The 20,438-nt window shown below is 71.1% G+C and carries 19 protein-coding genes and 1 pseudogene; 11 read left to right on the top strand and 9 right to left on the bottom strand.

The window, feature by feature from the left end; translation table 11 throughout:
- Window position 1: 1 nt before the first annotated feature.
- The 7 genes from ACZ48Z_RS05900 to ACZ48Z_RS05930 all read left to right on the top strand — a co-directional run bounded on the left by ACZ48Z_RS05900 (window position 2) and on the right by ACZ48Z_RS05930 (window position 7,373).
- Complete coding sequence (locus tag ACZ48Z_RS05900; RefSeq protein ID WP_468734551.1) at window positions 2-718, top strand: ABC transporter ATP-binding protein; 717 nt, start codon at window positions 2-4, stop codon at window positions 716-718.
- Window positions 715-1,683 carry an ABC transporter substrate-binding protein gene (locus ACZ48Z_RS05905; protein ID WP_468734552.1) on the top strand — a complete coding sequence of 323 codons (969 nt, stop codon included), beginning with the start codon at window positions 715-717 and terminating at the stop codon, window positions 1,681-1,683. Before ACZ48Z_RS05900 ends, ACZ48Z_RS05905 begins: the two co-directional genes overlap by 4 nt.
- A 22-nt stretch (window positions 1,684-1,705) precedes the next feature.
- On the top strand, window positions 1,706-2,806 hold the full coding sequence (locus ACZ48Z_RS05910) for an LLM class flavin-dependent oxidoreductase (RefSeq protein ID WP_468734553.1): 1,101 nt from the start codon (window positions 1,706-1,708) through the stop codon (window positions 2,804-2,806).
- Between the two features lie 10 nt (window positions 2,807-2,816).
- Window positions 2,817-3,812, top strand: a complete 996-nt coding sequence (locus tag ACZ48Z_RS05915; RefSeq protein WP_468734554.1) for an ABC transporter substrate-binding protein — start codon at window positions 2,817-2,819, stop codon at window positions 3,810-3,812.
- Window positions 3,809-4,924: an acyl-CoA dehydrogenase family protein gene (locus tag ACZ48Z_RS05920; protein WP_468734555.1), complete on the top strand. Its 1,116-nt coding sequence runs from the start codon at window positions 3,809-3,811 to the stop codon at window positions 4,922-4,924. The genes ACZ48Z_RS05915 and ACZ48Z_RS05920 overlap by 4 nt, the downstream gene beginning before the upstream one ends.
- The gene (locus tag ACZ48Z_RS05925; RefSeq protein ID WP_468734556.1) at window positions 4,921-6,297 is read left to right on the top strand and encodes an FAD-binding oxidoreductase; all 1,377 of its coding nucleotides are present in this window, start codon (window positions 4,921-4,923) and stop codon (window positions 6,295-6,297) included. The genes ACZ48Z_RS05920 and ACZ48Z_RS05925 overlap by 4 nt, the downstream gene beginning before the upstream one ends.
- Window positions 6,298-6,392: 95 nt before the next feature.
- On the top strand, window positions 6,393-7,373 hold the full coding sequence (locus tag ACZ48Z_RS05930) for an AraC family transcriptional regulator (protein ID WP_468734863.1): 981 nt from the start codon (window positions 6,393-6,395) through the stop codon (window positions 7,371-7,373).
- 250 nt (window positions 7,374-7,623) lie between these two features.
- On the opposite strand, the gene ACZ48Z_RS05935 is transcribed toward ACZ48Z_RS05930, so the two are convergent.
- The 5 genes from ACZ48Z_RS05935 to ACZ48Z_RS05955 form a co-directional block, all read right to left on the bottom strand.
- Window positions 7,624-8,019 (bottom strand): SseB family protein, encoded by a 396-nt coding sequence (locus tag ACZ48Z_RS05935; protein WP_468734557.1) that lies wholly within the window; start codon window positions 8,017-8,019, stop codon window positions 7,624-7,626.
- A 314-nt stretch (window positions 8,020-8,333) separates the two neighbouring features.
- A complete protein-coding gene (locus ACZ48Z_RS05940) occupies window positions 8,334-8,876 on the bottom strand; it encodes a cysteine hydrolase family protein (protein WP_468734558.1) in 543 nt (180 codons plus the stop codon).
- Window positions 8,873-10,288, bottom strand: a complete 1,416-nt coding sequence (locus ACZ48Z_RS05945) for a purine-cytosine permease family protein (protein WP_468734559.1) — start codon at window positions 10,286-10,288, stop codon at window positions 8,873-8,875. Before ACZ48Z_RS05945 ends, ACZ48Z_RS05940 begins: the two co-directional genes overlap by 4 nt.
- Before the next feature lie 318 nt (window positions 10,289-10,606).
- The gene (locus ACZ48Z_RS05950; RefSeq protein WP_468734560.1) at window positions 10,607-11,392 is read right to left on the bottom strand and encodes a DUF5995 family protein; all 786 of its coding nucleotides are present in this window, start codon (window positions 11,390-11,392) and stop codon (window positions 10,607-10,609) included.
- Between the two features lie 178 nt (window positions 11,393-11,570).
- Window positions 11,571-12,569, bottom strand: coding sequence for an aldo/keto reductase family protein (locus ACZ48Z_RS05955; RefSeq protein ID WP_468734561.1), 999 nt, complete (start codon window positions 12,567-12,569; stop codon window positions 11,571-11,573).
- A gap of 52 nt (window positions 12,570-12,621) precedes the next feature.
- On the opposite strand from ACZ48Z_RS05955, the pseudogene ACZ48Z_RS05960 reads away from it, so the two are divergent.
- Window positions 12,622-12,921: pseudogene (locus tag ACZ48Z_RS05960) on the top strand (substrate-binding domain-containing protein); the annotation flags it as partial.
- Window positions 12,922-13,076: 155 nt separating this feature from the next.
- Window positions 13,077-14,273: a hypothetical protein gene (locus tag ACZ48Z_RS05965; protein WP_468734562.1), complete on the top strand. Its 1,197-nt coding sequence runs from the start codon at window positions 13,077-13,079 to the stop codon at window positions 14,271-14,273.
- 240 nt (window positions 14,274-14,513) lie between these two features.
- Here the strand turns inward: ACZ48Z_RS05965 and ACZ48Z_RS05970 are convergent, their stop codons facing one another.
- From ACZ48Z_RS05970 to ACZ48Z_RS05985, 4 genes are all read right to left on the bottom strand, one after another.
- On the bottom strand, window positions 14,514-16,307 hold the full coding sequence (locus ACZ48Z_RS05970) for a serine/threonine-protein kinase (RefSeq protein ID WP_468734563.1): 1,794 nt from the start codon (window positions 16,305-16,307) through the stop codon (window positions 14,514-14,516).
- A gap of 134 nt (window positions 16,308-16,441) precedes the next feature.
- Window positions 16,442-16,672, bottom strand: a complete 231-nt coding sequence (gene tatA / locus ACZ48Z_RS05975) for a Sec-independent protein translocase subunit TatA (RefSeq protein ID WP_468734564.1) — start codon at window positions 16,670-16,672, stop codon at window positions 16,442-16,444.
- Window positions 16,673-16,744: 72 nt separating this feature from the next.
- A complete protein-coding gene (locus tag ACZ48Z_RS05980; protein WP_468734565.1) occupies window positions 16,745-18,442 on the bottom strand; it encodes an LCP family protein in 1,698 nt (565 codons plus the stop codon).
- 438 nt (window positions 18,443-18,880) lie between these two features.
- The gene (locus ACZ48Z_RS05985; RefSeq protein ID WP_468734566.1) at window positions 18,881-19,234 is read right to left on the bottom strand and encodes an ArsR/SmtB family transcription factor; all 354 of its coding nucleotides are present in this window, start codon (window positions 19,232-19,234) and stop codon (window positions 18,881-18,883) included.
- 286 nt (window positions 19,235-19,520) lie between these two features.
- Between ACZ48Z_RS05985 and ACZ48Z_RS05990 the strand changes: the two genes are divergently transcribed.
- A complete protein-coding gene (locus ACZ48Z_RS05990) occupies window positions 19,521-19,787 on the top strand; it encodes a GlsB/YeaQ/YmgE family stress response membrane protein (RefSeq protein WP_468734567.1) in 267 nt (88 codons plus the stop codon).
- Between the two features lie 260 nt (window positions 19,788-20,047).
- Window positions 20,048-20,311 carry a GlsB/YeaQ/YmgE family stress response membrane protein gene (locus ACZ48Z_RS05995; protein WP_468734568.1) on the top strand — a complete coding sequence of 88 codons (264 nt, stop codon included), beginning with the start codon at window positions 20,048-20,050 and terminating at the stop codon, window positions 20,309-20,311.
- Window positions 20,312-20,438: the final 127 nt, after the last annotated feature.

The following is a 20,438-nucleotide window of genomic DNA, read 5'->3' on the forward strand; positions in this document are numbered from 1 at the left end:
CATGGCCAACAGCGTGGAGATCCGGGGGCTTTCGCGGGCCTTCGACGGCAACACCGTGCTGCACGACCTCGATCTCGACATCCGTGAGGGCGAGTTCGTGGCCCTGCTCGGGCACAGCGGGTGCGGGAAGTCGACACTGCTGAGGATCCTCGCCGGGCTCGACGAGGAGATCGGCGGCGAGGTCACCGTGCCCGCCCGCCGCAGCGCCGCCTTCCAGTCACCGCGGCTGCTGCCCTGGCTGAAGGTGTGGCGCAACGTGGTTCTCGGGCTGCCCGGCAGGCCCGACCGGCAGCTGGCCCGAAAAGCCCTCGACGAGGTCGGGATCGCGGACCGCGCGACCGTCTGGCCCAAGACGCTCTCCGGCGGTCAGGCCCAGCGTGTCTCCCTGGCCCGCGCCCTGGTCCGCGAGCCCGAACTGCTGCTCCTGGACGAGCCGTTCGGCGCTCTGGACGCCCTGACCCGGGGCAGGGTGCAGCAGTTGGTCGCCGAGCTGTGGCAGCGGCACGGCTGCGCGATCCTCCTGGTCACCCACGACGTCGAGGAGGCGCTCCTGCTCGCCGACCGCGTGCTGGTGATGGACAGGGGCCGGATCGCCCACGAGCTCACCGTCGACCTGCCCCGCGCCCGTGACCTGACCGCCCCCGAGTTCGTCTCCCTGCGCGCCCGCCTCCTGAACTGGCTCGGCGTGACCCGCACTCTGGAAGGAACCCCTTCGTGATCCGCAGACTCGCCACCGCCGCACTGGGCTTCTCCGCACTGCTGGCGCTGACCGCCTGCGGCGCCGACTCCTCGGCGGACGCATCCACGTCGAAGCAGGTCACCCTCACCATCGGGGACCAGGCCAAGACCCTCCAGACCATCGTCGCCGCCTCGGACGCCCTCAAGGGCGCCAAGTACAAGGTGAAATGGGCCGAGTTCGAGGGCGCCGCACCGCTCTACCAGGCCGTGCAGGCGGGTGCCGCCGACACCGGCTACTCCGCCGACCTGCCGGCGCTCCAGGCACTCAGCGGCGGTGTGCGGATCAAGAACGTGGCCGCGCTGCAGAACGACGGCACCCACGTCGGCATCGTGGTCCGCAAGGACTCCGGCATCGACAGCGTGAAGGACCTGAAGGGCCAGAAGGTCGTGGTGTCCTCCGCCAAGGGCAGCATCGCGGAGTACCTGCTGGCCAACGTGCTCAAGCAGAACGGCCTGAGCTACAAGGACGTCAAGGTGCAATACCTGCTGCCGACCGACGCACAGGCCGCCTTCGCCTCCGGGAAGATCAAGGCCTGGGCGACCTTCGGCGTCTACCAGGCCGTCGGCCTGGAACAGGGCGGCAAGCTGCTGATCGACGGCGCGGACGGCCGGGTCAGCGGCATCGGGTTCATCAACGCCTCCGACAAGGCCCTCGCCGACTCCGCGAAGAAGGCCGCGCTGGCCGACTTCCTCAAGCGCCTCGGGACGGCCCTGACCTGGACGAGCACCCACCGGGACGACTACGCCAAGGCCATCGAGACCCGCAACGGCGCCGACGCCACCGTGGCGAAGACGCTGGCCTCGGCTGCCTACGGCAAGGTCCTGCCGATCACCGACGACGTGAACAGCACTGTCCAGGGCGTGGCCGACCTCATGAACGGCATCGGGGTCCTGGACCCGAACGTCGACGTGGCGAAGTCGGCCGACACGTCGCTTCTCAAGTAGTCGCCGCCGCAAGGGAGTTCTCATGCCTGTCGAGTTCATCAGCGCCGTCCACACCGACAGCGGGGCCTCGGGTCCCGCCGCCGCGAGCCGCACCGGCTTCGACCGCGACCACCTGCGCAGGTACGCCCGCGCCCTGGACGACGGCGGCTTCGACCACACCCTGGTCGCCTACCACTCGGCGTCCCCGGACGCCTTCCAGATCGCCCAGTTCGTCGCCACCCACACCGAGCGCATCCGCCCGATCCTGGCACACCGGCCCGGTGTCGTCCTCCCGACCCACGCGTCCCGGGCCCTCGCCACCCTGGATCAGATCAGCGACGGGCGGCTGTCCGTCCACATCATCTCCGGAGGGAGTGACGAGGAGCAGCGCCGGGAGGGCGACTACCTCAACAAGGCCGAGCGGTACGAGCGTTCGGACGAGTACATCCAGATCCTCAGGAAGGTGTGGCAGTCCGATGGGCCGGTGTCCCACGAGGGCAAGCACTTCAGGTTCGAGGGCTACTACTCGGACGTGAAGCCGGTGAACGGGCTGATCCCCATCTCCGTCGGCGGCTCCTCCCAGGACGCCTACCGGGTCGGCGGGCAGCAGGGCGACATCTTCGGCCTGTGGGGTGAGCCGCTGAAGGAGACGTCCGACCAGATCGCCGCCGTGAACGCCGTCGCCGACGCGGCAGGGCGCCCGCATCCCCGTATCTGGGTGTCGTTCCGCCCGATCATCGCCCCCACCGACGAGCTGGCCTGGGAGAAGGCCCACCGCACGCTCGGCGCCCTCAAGGACCAGGCGAAGAACACCGAGTTGCTGCGGCACTACCGCACCACGGGCCGCCCGGCCAACGTCGGCTCCCAGCGGCTCCTCGACATCGCCGACCGCGGTGAGGTCCACGACCGCTGCCTGTGGACCGCCCCCGCGGTGGCCACCAACGCGGCCGGCGCCTCGACTGCCCTGGTCGGCTCCCCGGAGACGGTCGCGAAGGCCCTGCTCGACTACGTCGACATCGGCTGCGACCTGCTGTCGATCCGCGGCTACGACCCGCTGAACGACGCCATCGACTACGCCCGTCACGTCCTGCCGCTGGTCCGGCAGGAACTCGCCCACCGCGCCGCCGGCGCCCACGCAGCCTGATGGAGGGCCCGTGTTGTTCCGCCGTTCCCTGCGCACGTCCGCCGCCGTGATCGCCCTGCTCCTGCCTTTCGCGACTGCCTGCGGCGGCGACGCCCGGGCCGAGTCCCCCACCGTCACCCTCAGAGTCGGCGCGACCGGCTGGAAGGTCGAGGAGGCGGTGCTGAAGTACGCCCACCTCGACGACACCCCCTACCGGGTCAAGTGGAGCCTCTTCCAGGGCGGCGACCAGCAGCTCCAGGCCGTCCGCGCCGGAGCCCTCGACCTTGCCTCCTCCAGCGAGATCCCGCCGGTGTTCGCCGCCGCCGACGGCCACCCCAACTTCAAGGTCGTCGCCGTGCAGAAGGGCGCGACCCTGAACCAGGAGGTCGTCGTCCCCAAGGACTCGAAAGTGACCGACATCGCCGGCCTGAAGGGCAGGAAGGTCGGCTACGTGCAGAACACCACCGCCCACTACTTCCTGTACGAGCTGCTGAAGCGGGCCGGCCTGAAGTGGTCCGACATCGACGCCAAGCCACTGCTCCCCAACGACGGTCTGGCGGCCCTGAACGGCGGCAGCATCGACGCCTTCGCCTCCTACGGCACCTCGGTCATCACCGCCCACCAGCAGGGCGCCACCACGGTCGGCTCCGGCAAGGACATCCTGTCCGGCAACTTCCTCTGGTCGGCGCGGGACAGCGTGCTGAAGACCCCCGCGCAGAAGGCGGCGGCCGCCGATCTGATCGCACGGATCACCAAGGCGTACGCCTACGTCCGCGACGGCCACCTGGACGGATTCGCCCAGGTCACCGCCGACGCCACCCACCAGCCCCTCGCCCAGGCGAGGAAGGACCTCACTGACGCCCAGGCCCAACGTCCCACCCAGGCCCGCACGGTGGGCGACGACACGGTCGCCTCGCAGCAGAAGGTCGCCGACGTGTTCACCGAACTCGGAGCGCTGAAGGAGCACTTGGACGTGAAGTCGTTCTGGACCACGGCACTGAACGCCGATCTGGAGAAGGCCCTGTGACCCGGCCTCACGAGCGCATCGCCGAACTGGCCGCCGAGTACGACCGATCCGCCGCCTTCCCCGCCGAGTCCCTGCGCATCACCCACGAGGCGGGGCTGCTCACCGCCACCATCGGCGAGCAGTACGGCGGCCGGGGCGCGGGCGTGGAGGAGAGCGCGCGCATCCTGCACTCGCTGGGGCAAGGCGACCCGTCCGTGGCCCTGATCGCGGCGATGACGCTCACCAACCACGCCCGTCAGGCCGTACAGCCGCACTGGCCCGAGGAGTTGTACGCGCGCGTGGTGAAGGAGTCGTTCGCGCGTCCCGTGCTGCTCAACCACGCGCGCGTGGAGCCCGATCTGGGCTCCCCCGCGCGGGGCGGGCTGCCCGCGACCCGGGCCAGGCGGACCGCGGACGGGTGGGCGGTCTCGGGGACCAAGCGGTTCGTGACGGGGGCCGAGGGGCTCGACTGGTTCCTGGTGTGGGCGACCACCGACGAGGACGAGCCGCGGGTGGGCACCTTCCTGGTGGCCGGCGACTCGCCCGGCATCGAGATCACCGGCCGCTGGGACCAGTTGGGGCTGCGGGCGAGCGGCAGTCACGACGTGACCTTCCGGGAGGTCGAGGTGCCGTACGAGCACGTGATCGGGATCGGGCCGCACGGTCCCGCCGCCGAGCAGGACAACCGGGCGGGCGCCTCGCTCCATCTCCCGCTCGCCGCCCTCTACCTGGGAGTCGCACGGGCCGCGCAGGAGTTCTTCCACACCTTCGCCCACGCACGCGTGCCCGCCAACCTCGGTCACCCGGTGGCCCGTACGGAGCGCTTCCGCCGTACGGCCGGGGAGATCGAGGTGCTGCTGGCCGCCGCCGAGCAGCTGGTGTTCGACGGGGCCGCGAGGCTGGACGTCGGCGACCTCTCGTACACGCCCGAACAGGCCCTGGGCGCGCGGGTGCTGGCGGACCGGCACGGGGTGCGGGCCGTCGAGGCGGCCGTACGGCTGCTGGGGAACCCGGGGCTGTCCCGGGGCAACCCGCTGGAGCGGCACTTCCGGGACATCCAGTGCGCCCCCGTGCACGCGCCCCAGGAGGACATCTCCCTGCTCGCGATCGGCACGAAGGCGCTGAACCCATGACGGCGGCACCCGAGACCACCGTGTCGGCACGGTTCCTGGGGCTCCTCGCCCGTGACCTGCCGCCCGACCGGCTGAGCACGGACCCGGACGTGCTCGCCGCCCGCGCCACCGACCGCTCGGGCACCCGGCACGCGGGCGAACCGCTGGCCGTGGTGCACGCCCGCAGCACGAGGGACGTGACGGTCGCGCTCGGACACGCCCACCAGCTGCGGGTCCCGGTCGTACCCCGGGGCGCGGGAACAGGGCTGTCGGGAGGGGCGACCGCCGGCGAGGGCGTCCTGGTGCTGGATCTCTCCGGTATGAACCGTGTGCTGGAACTCTCGGCCGACGACCAGCTCGCCGTCGTCGAACCGGGCGTGATCACCGCCGAGTTGGACCGGGCCGCGAGTGTGCACGGGCTGCGCTATGCGCCGGATCCGGCGAGTGCGGCCCTGTCCACGATCGGCGGGAACATCGCGACCAACGCGGGCGGACTGCGGTGCGCGAAGTACGGGGTGACCCGGGACAGCGTGCTGGGGCTTGAGGCGGTGCTGGCCGACGGGACGGTGATCAGCACGGGCCGCCGGACGGTCAAGGGCGTCACCGGCTACGACCTCACCGCACTCCTGACCGGCTCCGAGGGCACCCTCGCGGTGATCACCTCGGCAACGCTGCGGCTCAGGCCCGTCCCGGTGGCGACCGCCACGATCGCCGCGTGGTTCTCCTCGTTCGAGGCGGCTGCCGAGGCGTCGTACGCCATCGCCCGGGCGGGCGTCGAACCCGCGCTGGCCGAACTCGTGGACGGGCCCGTTCTGCACGCCGTCGACCCGGCGCTGCGGGAGCGGGGCGCCGCGCTGCTGGTGGTGCAGTGCGACGGGGCGGGTGCGTCGGCCGAGGCGGCGGCCGTGGTCCGGCTCCTCACGCCCCTCGCCTCGACGGTGGAGGCGACGGAGGACCCCGCCGAGGCCGACGCGCTGCTGGCCGCCCGCAGGCTCGCGTTGCCCGCGCTGGAGCGGCTGGGCCGCCCGCTGATCGAGGACATAGCGGTGCCGCGCTCCCGGCTCGCCCAGGCCGTGCGGGAGATCCGGACGATCTCGGCCCGGCACGACGTGCCCGTGTTCACCATCGCGCACGCGGCGGACGGCAACCTGCACCCGATCATCGTCGTCGACCCGGCCCTGGACCGGCTGCCGGACGCGGCATGGGAGGCGGCCGGCGAGATCTTCGCCCTGGCGCTCCGGCTCGGCGGCACGCTGACCGGCGAACACGGCGTGGGAGTGCTCAAGCGGCAGTGGGTGGCCGAGGAACTCGGGCCCGCCGCGCACTCCCTGCAACGGCGGATCAAGGAGGTGTTCGACCCACGGGGCATTCTCAACCCCGGAAAGGCGCTGTGAAACCCTGGCGCTCCCCGCCGGGTATGAGCGGCCGTCCTCGGGGTCATGCTGAAGAGCGGACCCCGAGCGCGGAGGGAGCTGACGACGCCTTGGCCGTGGAAGAGGACAGGGCCGCCGAGTTCAGCAGCTACGCCACGACCTCCCTGGAGGAGGCCCACGAGGCGATCGCGGCCCATTACTACGATCTACGGCTCGAAGTCACCGGCCGGACCTCGCAGTTCGCCACCCGGCTCAGTGTCGTCGAGCTCGGCTCGCTCACCGTGGGCGACATCCGCTTCGGCACCGACATGAGGATGACCTTCGGCGAGCCCGGCGTGTACCACGTCGCCGTCCCCTTCAGCGGCTGCTTCACCGTCCAGGAGGGGCGCGGGGACGTCGAGTTCGCCACCGAGCAACGGGCGCTGGTCTTCGATCCGGCGCGGGACATCCACATCGACACCTGGTCCGCCGACTGCCGGGCACTCACCGTCAAGATCGACAAAGCGGCCGTGTCAAGGCAGTTGGAGGTGCTGCTGGGCCGGACGGTACGCCGACCACCGCGTTTCGGACCGTACATGGACGTCTCGCGGGGGCCGGGCCTGAGCTGGATGCGCCTCGCGATGTGGAACCTGCTGGAGCGGGACGTCCCGCACGGCCTGCTGAGCCACCCGATGATCCGTGGCCGACTCGAACAGACCCTCCTGGAAGGGATGTTGCTGGCCTCGGACCACACCTACCGCGAGGCGCTGGAGGCTCCTCCCCCGCCGATGCGTCCGGCGTCGGTGAAGCGCGTCATGGACGCCGTGCAGGAGCTGCCCGCGGAGCCGTACGACGCCAACCGGCTCGCGGCCATCGCCCAGGTCAGTCTGCGCACCCTCCAGGAAGCCTTCCGCAAGCACGTCGGCATGTCGCCCATGGCGTACGTCTACGAGGTACGGCTTCAGCACGTGCACCGGCAGCTGCGGGCCGCGGTGCCGGGAACGACGACGGTCACGGACGTGGCCCACGCGTGGGGGTTCGTGCATCTGGGCCGGTTCGCGCGGCGGTACCGGGAACGCTTCGGGGAGTCGCCCTCCCGGACCCTGCGCGCCCCGTGAGCCGCCGCACCCGCCGATCCGCCGCGCTTTGCGGACATGCGCCACGTATTCCGGAGCGACGGCCTGCCGGATCGGTCCTATGGTCGGGGCACGGCGATCGCAGAACGGTCCGGGGATCAGCAGTGTCGGCGCCGCTTATCCCCGTTTCGCATGCGAGAACCGGGGTGCGCCGGCGGGAGCAGGTCCGCACCCCTCTGCGGGCCCGGCCGCTCCCCCTCCGTCGCTGCGGTGGCCGGGCCCCACCGTGCGATCAGCCCAGCGGCCGCGCCAGCAGCGTGCGCACGCCCTCGGACGTGAGCGTCAGCGGATGCGCTGAGCTGGCGTCGATGGAGAGCGACAGATCCCCGTCCGGCCACTGCGCGGCGAGCGCGCCCAGCGGCACCAGACGGTACCGGGAGACGAACGGAAGCAGTTCGGCCATCTCCGTCTCCGAGGTGAACACGGGCACCACAGGAGCGCCGTCCTGCTGCTCCAGCACGGGCAGCGCCACGGTCGATTCCTCCTCCGCGGCGTCGTCGGGTACCGGGATGAGCACCTCACTGGTCGCGAGCGTGTCCAGCGCCGTCGTGTCCTCGGTGTTCTGCGTCAGCGCGTCCAGCGCCCGCTGAGCCGGTGTGGCGATGTTGTCATTGGCGGGTGTGTCCATGGCAGATCCCCTGGTAGCGGCGGTCGTGCGGCCTGGCCCTCGGGCTTGATCGCCCGGGGCGCGGTGCTGCTCGCGTACCCGAGGGTGCCGGGAGCATGCATGCGGGGCGGCAGGGAAACGGCGTGCCGTGCACCGAGGGCGGGCCGAGGGTGTCGCATCCGACGCGCCGGACCAGAGGCAGCACTGCGTCCGTTCGCCCCCGCGCGTGTGGCGGGGAGCCGGCCGTGCGGAACGGGATGCGCTGGAGCATGTCCCAGGCCGTCCGGCCGGCGTTCAGGAACTGTCCGGTACCGACCCGATATCACCAAGTGACGTCAGAGCGACAGCAGTTGATCCGCGGAGAGGACCCGGATCAGCGGTCCGTACAGCGCCATCACGTCCAGCGCCCTGCGGTGCGAGTCGTCGTCCGCCCCGGCACAGGCGTCGGACACCACAAGGGTCTCGACACCCGCGTCGGCGGCGGCGAGGGCCGTCGACAGGACACAGCAGTCGGTACTGACCCCCGCCAGGACCAGGCGCCCCCCGGGGCCGACACGAGCGGCGAGGTCCGGAGTCCACTTGCCGAAGGTGGGGGCGTCCATGACGTGGGGCGCCCGGTCGGTGAACTCGTCGGTGAGCCGCCACAGCGGGGCATCCGGCGGCTGGAGGGCGAAGGGCCACTGCTCGTAGTACGCCTGCCAGGCGCCCTCGGGCTCGGCGGGGGCGACGAAACGCGTGAAGGTGACCCGTTCCGCGAAGGACGGCAGCAGTCGCCGTACACCTGCCGCCGCCTCGGCGAAACGCGGAGTGCACCAGGGGCTGTCGGGCTCGGCGAAGACGCGCTGCATGTCGATGACGACCAGCGCCCCTGTCGTCATACGACGTCCTCCTGCGCGCGGACCCGTCCGCGGCCCAGTGCCACGGTGCCGAGGAAGCCGACCGCGAGGGCGGCGAGCACCCCGAGGTTGGCGTACGCCCAGGCGCCGGACTTGCCGCCGAGGCCGAAGGGGTCCAGGAGATAGCCCTGCCAGTCGAGCCAGCCGGCGGCCGAGTTGGTGACCAGGCCCCAGCCCAGGGCGGTGGCGAGAACGGTCAGGATCAGCGGGGTGGGCGGTACGTCGCCGTAGCGGCCGGCCGGGCGGTAGAGGTCGTCCTCGTCGTAGTCGCGGCGGCGCAGGGCCAGGTCGGCGAGCATGATGCCGCACCATGCGGCGATGGGGACGCCGAGAGTGGTGAGGAAGCCCATGAACTGGCCGAGGAAGTCGTCGGCGAAGAACACGATGTAGACGGAACCCGCGATCATCAGGACACCGTCGACGAGCGCGGCCAGATAGCGCGGGATCCTGAGGCCGGCCGACAGCAGGGCGAGGCCCGAGGAGTAGATGTCGAGGACCGCGCCGCCGACCAGGCCGAGGACCGCGACGACGGCGAAGGGCACCAGGAACCAGGTGGGCAGGATGGTGGTGAGCGCGCCGATCGGGTCGGCGGCGACGGCGTCGTTGAGCTTGGTGGACGATCCGGCCAGCAGCAGCCCGGACACCAGCAGGAGCAGCGGGGCGACGGAGGCGCCGAACGTGGTCCAGCCGACCACTCCCCGGCTCGACGAGGTCCGGGGCAGATAGCGGGAGTAGTCGGCGGCCGCGTTGACCCAGCCGAGGCCGAAGCCGGTCATCATGAAGACGAGCGCGCCGATGAACTCCTGGGCGGAGCCCGCCGGGAGGGCACTGACGGTGCTCCAGTGGATGTGGTCGGCGACGAGACCGACGTAGACCACGGTCAGTACGCCCGTCACCACGGTGATGACGGTCTGCAGCCGCATGATCAGGTCGAAGCCCATGACTCCGCCGACCACGGTGAGGCCCGCGACCACGATCAGCGAGATCACCTGCGTCTCCGTACCGCCGCCCCAGCCGAGCCGTCCGAAGACGGTCGCCGTGGCCAGGGTCGCGAGGGCGCACAGCACGGTCTCCCAGCCGACGGTGAGCACCCAGGACACGACGGACGGAAGACGGTTGCCACGCACCCCGTAGGCGGCACGGCTGAGGACCATCGTCGGGGCGGAACCGCGCTTGCCCCCGACCGCGACGAAACCGCACAGCAGGAACGAGAAGACGATCCCGATCACTCCGGCGACCAGCGCCTGCCAGAAGGAGATCCCGAAGCCGAGCGCGAAGGCACCGTAACTCAGGCCGAGAATGGACACGTTGGCCCCGAACCACGGCCAGAACAGGGTGCGCGGGGTGCCCTTGCGCTCGGCGTCGCCGATCACGTCCAGACCGTGTGTCTCCATCTGGAGCTGCCGGCCGGTGGATCTGTTGTCGGGGGGACCCGAGGAGTCCGTCATCATCGACCTGCCTGTTCAGACGTGGTTCAGACGTGTTGGGGCGACGGTAGGCAGGGCCCGCCGGGGCGTCAATCGCGCAACGCGGTTCCCGTCCGCGGTCTCCCTGCCCGCGCGGACGGCCAAGGTGACGTGCGCACCCGGACCGCGAACTCAGGCTGTGCCGCGAACAGCACGTCCGTGGACGCTCGCGGCATGGCAGGCGATCACGTGTTCCGCCCCGGTCTCAGCGGGTTGCCGGGAACCCGCTACCCGCTGCTCACGGCCTCACCCGGCCGCCTGCCCGGCGGAGTGGCGCTGCATCGCGTTGTCCAGGTGGGTGATGACGGCCGGCACGTCATCGCTCTCGGTTCTGCGGATCAGCTCCAGGGCCGGCCGGACGAGGCCGCTCGGTCGCGCTATCAACCGAGCGAGCACGGCGGCCCTGATGTCGAGCCGCTCGATGGTGGCCTCGCGCTCCACCTCGTTCTGGCCCGCCAGGAGGACGGCGTTGTACCACGCCTCCTGCCGGGACTGCCGGACACTGAAGTCGAGGATCCACTCGTCGGCGCGGCCTCCGACCCGGTCCAGCAGGGACATGAACGGCGACAGGGCGTCGACGGAGTCCTGCACCTTCAGCACCACGCCCGCGAGAATGTCGTTGATCAGCAGGAAATCGCGGCGCATCGCGTGGATGTCCTCGCCCGGGCTCGTCCGCGCGGCGGCGACGGCCAGGTCCAGGTTGATGTGCGCGTTCACCCCGAGTATCAGGTGCTGCACGATGACGGTGTCGGAATCGTCGAGCAGCCCGAACGTCTCGCGCCAGCACCGCGGCCCGCTCCGGTCACGACGCCACGCGTCGTACGCGTCGAAGTAGCGGTTGCCGAACAGCGTGTCGAAACGGTCCATGCGGTCGCCGTCGTCGAACCGCCCGTCGTGAATGGCCGTGCGGACCGCGACGGTCACCTGTCGGTACAGGGCCCCGAAGTATCCGACCCGGTCACCGGCGTGTTCGGCCTCCCGCACGATCCTGGCAAGTCCGTCCACGACATCGTCGATGTTCTCTGCCGCCATGCCCAACTCCCCTCTCACAGACCCTCGTTCGGCCCGCCCACCCTCCGGCTGCCGCCTGCACCGCCGATCACAGGCTCGTTCTACCACCGCACGCCGCGGAGCGCCCCGCCGAACGGGAAGCCCGTTGGCGGGGCGCTCCGCGGCGCCCGAACCTCCGCCCGCGTTCGGCCGGTTACGGTCAGCGGTGGGTGACGCCGGTCCGCGCGGCGGGCGCGAGGGTCGGCTCGGTGACGGGGACGTCGCCGAGCGCCTGGTCGATCGCCTTCAGCAGGTCGTCGGACAACTCCACGCCGGAGGCTGCGGCGTTGCTGTGGACCTGTTCGGGGCGGGAGGCGCCGACGATCGCGGAGGCGACTTCACCGCGTCGAAGGACCCAGGCGAGAGCGAGGGCGGCCATGCTCATCCCGGCCTCCTCGGCGATCGGTACGAGGCGCTGGACCGCTTCCAAAGTGGCCTCGCTGTACACGAGGTCCTGGGAGACGGCCATGTCCGCGGAGGCGAACCGGCTGCCTTCCGGGACGGGCTGTCCGGGCTTGTACTTGCCGGTGAGCACGCCCTGGGCGAGCGGGGACCAGACGATCTGGGAGATGCCGTTCCCGGTGCACAGGTCGAAGACCTCGGCCTCGGGGGCCTGCCACAGCATGGAGTACTGCGGCTGGGAGGAGACGAACAGGTCGGGCCCGGCGATGTCGACGGCCGCCTGGATCTGTTCCGGGGTCCACTCGCTGAAACCGAGACAGCGGGCCTTGCCCTGTTCGACGACCTTCCGGAACGCCTCGACGGTGTCCTCGATGGGCACCGTGGGGTCGAAGCGGTGCGCCTGGTACAGGTCGACGTGGTCCGTCCGGAGACGGGACAGGGAAGCGTCGATCTGTTTGGCGATCTGGGCGGGGGCCAGGCCCCGGTCGTCCGGGTCGTCCGACATCGGGAAGTACACCTTGGTGGCCAGGATGTACGAGTCGCGGGGGTGGGCCGAGAGGATCTCGCCCCAGGCCGTCTCGGCGGCTCCCTGTCCGTAGGCGTTGGCGGTGTCGAAGAAGTTGATGCCCGCGTCGAATGCCGCTTCGGTGCAGGCGCGGGTCGTGTCCGCCTCGATGCCGCCGGAGTAGGTGAGCCAGGACCCGAGCGAGATCTCCGAGACGTTCAGGTCCGAGTTGCCGAGGGTGCGGTAGCGCATGGTTGCTCCTTTCGGTGAACGGGTGACGGGTACCCGTTCCAGTCCGCCGGCCGAGGCGCTGCGCGCGGGAGTCGGGTTCACGGCGGTGTTCGCGGGGTCCGACATGGTCGCGCTGGGGGCGCCGGCCGCCCTGCGCGAAGCCGGGGTGAGCGTGCCGCGCGATGTCTCCGTGGTCGGCTTCGACGACGTCCCGTTCGCAGCCGACCTGACTCCCGCCCTCACCACGGTCCGCGTCCCCTTCGAGGAACTGGGCCGCACCGCCGTACGCCTCGCGCTGGAGCGGGAGGTCGGTTTCACGTCCGACAACCATGTCGTGATGAGCACACAGCTCGTGATCCGTGATTCGGTGCGCCCGGTCGGCTGGGAGCGCCAGCCGCCCACGCGCACGGGGCCGAGGTCCCACCCGTCCCGGTACATCGGAGGCGCGTGCATTCGAGTGAGCGCTTTCCCCTACTCTTCGGCTGGTCGAAACACTTGCGGGTCAGGGTCCGAAGCGGGGGAAGGCACATGACGTATCGGCGCGCGGCGATACCGGCACTGCTCGGGGGGCTGCTGATCACAGTGCTGCTGTGGTGGGCGGGGGCGAGCGCGCAGGCACTCCAACTGCGCGGCAGCACGGGCGTGTTCGACATCGATTCCGTGAACGAGGTGCGGCAGTGGCTCGCACCCTGGTCGTACGACCCCGCGGCGGCAGCCGCGAGCACGGGCACGGGAGGAGGCCTCCAGTACGCCGACCTGTACAGGACCGGCATGCAGATCAGGTTCGCGGCGGTCTTCGTGTTCTTCGTGGCGGGCGCGTTGCTCCTGGTCCGCAGGATTCCGCCGACGCGGGGCCGTACCCCGGCCACGGTGCTCGCGCTGTGGGCCTGGGGTCCGGTGGCCGGGACGCTGGCCGTGACGCTCTCCGCACCGTGGCTGCTCGCGGCCCGCGGGCACGGCAGTTACCGGATCCTGCCGCAGCTGGCCGGGGTGATCTCCTCGGGCGGGCCGGCCATGGTGTTCGCGGCGTTGGTGACCGCGTTCGTCACGGTGCTGGTGGCCCGGCTCACCGACGAGGGCGAGGATCCGCTGCCCCTGAGCGACGTGCCGCCACGCGCCGCTCGGCTGGCCGCGAGCGTGGGGACGGCCGTGGTCGCGCTGTCGTTGGTGGTCCTCTCCTATGTGTCGGTGGCGGCCTGGATCCAGACGTCGTTCGACGGCGGCGGGCTGCTGTCCGAGCCCGGCGACCTGCTGCGCGAGTGGCTGCTGCTCGGCAGCTGGACGGGACCGACGGCCACGCCTCTCGGCGACTGGCTGATGTACCGGACCGCCGACGTGGTCGTGCTGGCCGTGGTGTGGTGGTCGCTGCGGCTGCTGCCCGGACTGCTCACCCGGGCCACACTGCCGGTCATGGCGGTGGGTGCGGTGTGCGCGACCGTCCTGGGGCTGTTCGCGAGCCAGCTGCTGCACATGGTGATCGACGACACCGGCTCCGTGTGGGGTCCTGTGCACCTGTTCTCGGGTCTCGGCGGGGGTGTGCCGGCCGCCCTCACCTTCGGCGTCCTCGCGGGGGCGGCGGCCCTGGCGACCCTGCGGCTGACCGGGGACCGTTCCCCCACCGAGTCCTCCGCCGAGTCCTCCGCCGAGTCCTCCGCCGAGTCCTCCGCCGAGTCCTCCGCCGAGTCCTCCGCCGAGTCCTCCGCCGACGGAGCCGTACACGGGTGACCGGCCCCTCAGGGGGTCCGGGCCCGATGAGTGTCCGAGCCCTATGAGTGTTCGGACCTCATGGGTGTCCGGACCCCATGAGTGTCCGGGCCTCACGGGTGCCCGGGCCGCAGGGGTGGGCGGGCCACAGGGGGTGGGCGGGCCGAGGGGTATCCGGGCCGCATGGATGGGCGGGTCTCATAGGTGTCCGGGCCGCAGGGGTGGGCGGCCCGAGGGGTGGGTGAGGCCGGCTGTGGACCGTCAGCCGTCGGCGGGCATGACCCGGGTCACCTTGCCCTGGGGGGTCGCCTCCAGGTAGCCGGCCTGGCTGTACTCGTTGCTCAGGTAGAGGGCCATTCCCAGGGGGGTGTCGAACACGTCGTTCGGCGGTCTCACCACCACGTAACGGGTGTTCGGATCATCGACGTTGAGCTTCTTCCGCGCCTGCGCGAAGAGCCCGGGAAGCTTGTCCCAGTCGAATCCGGCAAGACCGAAGGGCTGGTTGCCGCCGACGAGTGAGCCCTTGATGATGCCCTTCTCCACGCCCTGCCCGGGGCGGTAGGTGTAGGTGTCGTACTTGGTGTCGCTGCCCTTCACCATCAGCTCGACCGACACGAAGTCGTCGTAGACGGTGAAGTCGCCGAACCTGCTGCGGCCCGTCTGATTCTTGATCGCCGCGATGGCCGTGCGGATACCGCCCGGGGTGAGCAGACCGGTGGTCGTCGCGCTCTGCGACTGCCGGCCGGCCGGGGCGGCGGCCGGGGAGCCGGTCGTGGAGCCGGTGGCCTCCGGGGCCGACGTGAAGGGCGAGGCGCCTGCGCCCGCCGCCCCACCCGAACCGCCGGATCCACCCGAACCGCTTCCGAAAGGCAGCAGCCACCACACGAGGACCAGGGCGCCGGCGATCCCTGACACGCCGAGCAGGACAGTGGGACCGGCGCGTCGCCTACCGCCGGCTCGCACGGGCGATGTCGCCGGCTGGGGCGGGGCACCGCCGTACCCGGGATGCATCGGCGGCCCGAATCCGGCGGGGGCGGGCGCTGCACCCGGGGGGACGGGAGCACCGGGCGCGGCGGTGACGGGCGTGGTCGGCGACGTGAAGGCTCCTGGATACCCGGAATACGCCGGATACGAAGGGGCGGTGGCGCCGGACTGCGGGTTCAGCGGGTAGGCGGTGGGCTGCTGCCACGCGGTCGCCGGACCGGCCTGTCCCGACTCGACCTCGGCCAGCCTCCGGTCCAGCACGGCGGACGACGGCCGCGCCGCCGGATCCCGTACGAGCACGCTCATCAGGATGTCCCCGAGTGCACCGGCCCGCACCGGCGGTGGCACGTCGTCGCTCAGGACGGCGGCGAGAGTGGCCAGGGTGTTGCCCCGGCGCAGCGGGTGGTGGCCCTCCACGGCGGTATAAAGCATCATCGCCAGCGACCACAGGTCGGAGGCGGCACCGCCCTCGTGGCCCGAGATCCGCTCCGGTGCCATGAAGTCGGCCGTGCCGATGATGGACCCGGTGGCGGTGAGGCTGGTCGTCTCGCGGATCGCGGCGATGCCGAAGTCGGTGAGCACGGGCCGCCCGTCGGACCTCAGCAGAACGTTGGCGGGCTTGACGTCCCGGTGCTGGATGTCGGCGTCATGCGCGGCGGTCAGCGCGGCCAGCACTCCCCGGCCGATCCGGGCCGCCTCGGCCGGCGGCATCGGCCCCTGGGCCAGCCGGTCGGCCAGCGAGCCGCCGCTGACCAACTCCATGACGATCCACGGATAGGTGCCGTCACCGCCGTCGACGATGTGATGGATGGTGACGACGTTGGGGTGGTCGATCCGGGCCAGGGCCCGCGCCTCCCGCAGCACCCGCTCGCGCAGCGTCCGGGCGCCCTCGGGGTCGTACTCTGCGAGATCCCGGTCGGGCGGGCGGACCTCCTTGACCGCGACCATCCGGTGCAGCACCAGGTCCCTGGCCCGCCAGACCGTGCCCATTCCGCCGCCGCCGAGGCGGGCCTCCAACTCGAAGCGCCCGTCGACGACTCGTCTGCCGGGGCCTCCTTCTGCCTCACTCATGGGCGGGAGCTTAGTGGCCGCCACCGACAGCGTTCACCGTGCCCGGACCTGCCGCCGCGTCCGTGCCGGTCCGGCGGTGCCGGCCGTTCCCCGGCCGGGACACACCCCGGCCGTACGGCAGTCGAGCCGCTCGTTCAGGAGGGGGAGACGTGCGGCGCGGGCTCGGCCGGGGTCGCGTCCGTGGCCGGGGCGACGGAGGACTGGGCGGTGCCGTCCTCCTTCATGGCCTTGGCCTCGCTCTTGAGGATGCGCATCGACTTGCCCAGTCCGCGGGCGGCCTCGGGCAGCTTCTTCGAGCCGAACAGCAGAATGATCATGATCGCCACGATCAGCAGGTGCCAGGGCTCCAGTCCGTTGCGAAGCATGCCGCGGGTCCCTTCTCTACGTTCATTGTTGCCAGCTTGCGCAACTGTACAACCAAGGGCCCCGTTCCCGCCTCAGTCGTCGGAGTCCTTCTTGTCGGTCGCCGCCGCGTAGGCCTGTGCGGGGGTCATGGGGACCCCGTTGAGGGAGACCGTCTTGTAGGGGCTGACCTTGGCGCAGTCCTTGGCCTGGTCGGCGGTCTGGGCGTTGGCGTCGGAGACCGCGGCCTTGGTGTCGGCGGGCGCCGGCGACGAACTGCCGCCCGGGTACGTGGTTCCGCTCGTCCAGTCGCCGCCGATCACCAGGGTCAGGCCCGTACCGGTGCCCTGCCGAAGGTGCGAGGAGGAAAGTCCCAGGGCCTTGGCGGCGGTCTGCGCCTCGGCCTTCTGGCCGGTGCCGTAGGTCAGGGTGGTGGTGGCCGAAGGGCTCGGCGCGTTGGCTGTGGTCGTGGCGGAGCTGAAGCCCTGACCGGTGAGCGCGTTGGCGACGTCGGAGGCGCGGCCGGTGATCTCGGTGCCGTTCTCGACGGTCACGGCGATCCGGGCGGCGGGCACGGTCGAGGCGGTGGCCGTCGCGGAGGCCTTCGCCTTCTTGCCGGAGCCGGTGCTCAGGGACTGGTCGCCGGCGATGCTGGCGAAGAGGTCCTTTGCGCCCCCGCCCACCACCACCCGGTTGGTGTCGTTCGGGTCGGGAGCGGTCTGCATCGTGGTGAACGTCATCCGCTTGGTGGGGACCTTGTTCACGTCGGCTGCGAGGGCGATCAGCTTCTTGACGCTGCCGAGTCCGTCGTCCACGGTCAGCGCCTTGGTGGCGGCGTCGGCGAGGTCGTAGACCGCGGTGGGGTCGGTGAGCGTGCCCGCGCTCTTGAACTTGCGGATCATCGCGCCGAGGAAGATGTGCTGGGAGATCGTACGACCGAGGTCGCTGCCGTCCCCGAACCCGTGCCGGGAGCGGACGAACTCCAGGGCCGCCTCGCCCTTGAGGGTGTGGGTGCCCTTGGACAGCTTCAGGTGTGAGTAGGTGTCGTACACGTTGCCGTTGACACACACGGAGACACCGCCGACCGCGTCGGACATCTTGACCACACCGGAGAAGTCCAGCTTGACGAAGTGGTCGATGGGGATGCCGGTGAGCTGGTGGATGGTGGCCACCTGGCAGGCGGGGCCGTACCGCAGGGCGCTGTTGATCTGGCCGTAGTAGCCGGACGTGGACTCGCCGTTCTCGCTGTCCTTGCAGGCCGGGACGTTGACCATGGTGTCGCGGGGGATGCTCATGACGGTGGCGTTGGAGCGGTCGGCGGATATGTGCACCACCATCTGGACGTCCGCGTTGCCGTTGCCGGTCTGGACGCCGGTCTGGGAGCAGCCGCCGCCCAGTTTGCAGTCGGCCTTGCTGGTCCGGCCGTCCGAGCCCATGACCAGGATGTTGATCGGGGTGCGACCGAACGCGTCGGCCGTCTCGGAGCCGCCCTTGCCGTTGAGCGCGACACTGTTGATGTTGCCGTTGAGGTGCTGGTAGAACCACCAGCCCACACCTGCCGTGCCCAGGACGAGTATCGCCAGGGACAGTCCGGCGATCTTCAGTATTCGCCTGCGGCGCGACACCGGGCGGACCCGGCGACGTGAGCGCTTGCCCCCGTGCGAGCGGGCCGCCTCACGCGCCGCCGCGCGGCCCCCGGGCCGGGGCCCGGACTCACCCGCACGCTGGCCGGGCACCTCGCCGGTGCGGCTGCGCGTGGCCTGACCGCCCGGGCCGTCCCACCGGTCGCTCATCTAGCACTCCCACGAAACGGTCGGGCTCGTCAGGCCGGGTCCAGTGGCGTGTTTCGAGGGTCCCGTCTGCCCTGCGACGCCTGGCACGCACGCTCGCCGGGCTGTCGGGCTCGCTCCGGTACACCCGGTATCGGGGCGAGCCCCCGCCTTGCGATCGCACGCACCCGACGCCGCCGGGCCCGCCCCATGGACGGACGACGCTGCCTTCGAAACGCGCCCCAGGGGTGGGCGGCCGGGCGTGCGCGGCGGTGTACAGGCAGGCCAAGCAGGAACTTCGCCTGGGTTGCGTAGTTGCGCAATCTAACAAACCCATGGCCCGGCCAGCGCAGAGCCCGGCGCAATTCACAGGTGAGGGATCTCATGGAGGAACGCGGCAACTTTTGGGACGTCTCTGCGATCGCGGCCCGGCCCGCCCTCACCCGGTTCGCGGGAGGGGGGTCAATGCCTGGGCGAGGCAGCGCCGTGCGCGGCCGGGACGGTACGGGCGGTCAACTGGCCGACCAGCACGCGGACCACGGTCACGATGTCGGGATCGTCGATGTAGTAGACCTGCCGACGGCCCTCACGGCGGGAGCGCACGAGCCCGGCGAGCCTCAGCTTCGCCAGGTGCTGGCTGACCGCGGGCAGCGCACCGCCCACCCGGTCGGCGAGATGGGTCACGTCGCTCTCGCCCTGGGAGAGCGCCCACATGAGGTGCAGCCGGGCGGGCGAGGCGAGCAGTCCGAACACGGCGGCCGCCTCCGTCAGCACCTCGGCCGACGGGTCCTCTGAGTCACCAGCGAGTGTCCTCACGGTCCTCTCCTGCCCCGCTCCGGCCACTGTCAACGTACGTGCGCTGTCTCAGTGCGGGAGCGCGGCCGGCGCCCGGCGCCCGGCGCCCGGCGCGCGGAGAGGGTGCCGCCGGTTCATCGCTTGCGCAATGTAATAAGTGTGTGAAAGAACATCGACGACTTGTCACCAGCTCCCGACGCGCCTCGCTCTCCCCCACGTCAGTCCCTAGGCTTGCGCAATCAGGCAACCCGACACATCGGGGTCCGGCGGTCTTCGCCCGGCCCCGGCCCGACTGGAGGACTACGACGTGGGCATCATCGGCTGGATCATCCTCGGCCTGCTCGCCGGAGCCATCGCCAAGATCCTGCTGCCCGGACGCGACCCGGGCGGCCTGATCGGCACCACGCTCATCGGCGTCGCGGGCGCCTTCGTCGGAGGCTGGCTCTCCTCGCACTTCCTGGACCGCCCGGTGGAGAGTCACTTCTTCGACCTCTACACCTGGGGCGCGGCGATCGGCGGCTCCCTGGTCCTCCTGATCGGCTACCGCCTGCTGTTCGGCAACTCGCGCAACTGACCGAGGGACCGCCCGCCTCCGGCCTGCCTGGCGCAGGTTCTCTGCCTGCCAACTCCACCTGCTGAGCTTCGACTTGATCAGTCCGACCCATGCGGCGCGTGTCTTCTCCCCCGGCGAGACGTGCTCGCCCCGAACCGCGGCAACACCGTGTGTCTCCGCTCCCTCAGCGCCCCGGCCGCAAAGCAATGGCCAAGGCTGTGGAGTGTGCCCCTCTTCGGCGGGCACTCGTGCGTCACCAACTAAAGATGGGGTGGCACCGCATGGAGATCTCAGGCGTCATCAGCGCGATCGTCATCGGCATCGTGATCGGTGTCCTTGGCCGACTCGTGATGCCGGGGCGCCAGCACATCGGCATCCTGTGGACGATCCTGATCGGCATCGTCGCCGCCTTCATCGGCACGGGCATCGCGGCGGCCCTCGATGTCGCCGACACCAAGGGCGTCGACTGGGTCGAGTGGCTGATCCAGATCGCTGTCGCCGCGCTCGGAGTGGCCGCCATCAGCAAGGTGAAGGTTCGCCACTGACAGCCCACCGCACCCGCTGGGCGTGCGGATCAACTCGCCATCGCCTGCCGGGCCGTGCTCTTCTGCGCGGCCCGGCAGGCGATCGCCGTGAGAGTCGGTCAGCCAGGCCTTCGTGCACACGCGTCGG

The organism is Streptomyces sp. NPDC031225, assembly GCF_055570355.1.

What these genes read in the sequence shown, in the direction of transcription:
- ACZ48Z_RS05900 (WP_468734551.1), top strand. Translation starts at nt 2, where the DNA reads ATGGCCAACAGCGTGGAGATCCGGGGGCTTTCGCGGGCCTTCGACGGC.
- ACZ48Z_RS05910 (WP_468734553.1), top strand. Translation starts at nt 1,706, where the DNA reads ATGCCTGTCGAGTTCATCAGCGCCGTCCACACCGACAGCGGGGCCTCG.
- ACZ48Z_RS05925 (WP_468734556.1), top strand. Translation starts at nt 4,921, where the DNA reads ATGACGGCGGCACCCGAGACCACCGTGTCGGCACGGTTCCTGGGGCTC.
- ACZ48Z_RS05935 (WP_468734557.1), bottom strand. Translation starts at nt 8,019, where the DNA reads ATGGACACACCCGCCAATGACAACATCGCCACACCGGCTCAGCGGGCG.
- ACZ48Z_RS05940 (WP_468734558.1), bottom strand. Translation starts at nt 8,876, where the DNA reads ATGACGACAGGGGCGCTGGTCGTCATCGACATGCAGCGCGTCTTCGCC.
- ACZ48Z_RS05945 (WP_468734559.1), bottom strand. Translation starts at nt 10,288, where the DNA reads ATGGAGACACACGGTCTGGACGTGATCGGCGACGCCGAGCGCAAGGGC.
- ACZ48Z_RS05950 (WP_468734560.1), bottom strand. Translation starts at nt 11,392, where the DNA reads ATGGCGGCAGAGAACATCGACGATGTCGTGGACGGACTTGCCAGGATC.
- ACZ48Z_RS05955 (WP_468734561.1), bottom strand. Translation starts at nt 12,569, where the DNA reads ATGCGCTACCGCACCCTCGGCAACTCGGACCTGAACGTCTCGGAGATC.
- ACZ48Z_RS05965 (WP_468734562.1), top strand. Translation starts at nt 13,077, where the DNA reads ATGACGTATCGGCGCGCGGCGATACCGGCACTGCTCGGGGGGCTGCTG.
- ACZ48Z_RS05970 (WP_468734563.1), bottom strand. Translation starts at nt 16,307, where the DNA reads ATGAGTGAGGCAGAAGGAGGCCCCGGCAGACGAGTCGTCGACGGGCGC.
- tatA (WP_468734564.1), bottom strand. Translation starts at nt 16,672, where the DNA reads ATGCTTCGCAACGGACTGGAGCCCTGGCACCTGCTGATCGTGGCGATC.
- ACZ48Z_RS05980 (WP_468734565.1), bottom strand. Translation starts at nt 18,442, where the DNA reads ATGAGCGACCGGTGGGACGGCCCGGGCGGTCAGGCCACGCGCAGCCGC.
- ACZ48Z_RS05995 (WP_468734568.1), top strand. Translation starts at nt 20,048, where the DNA reads ATGGAGATCTCAGGCGTCATCAGCGCGATCGTCATCGGCATCGTGATC.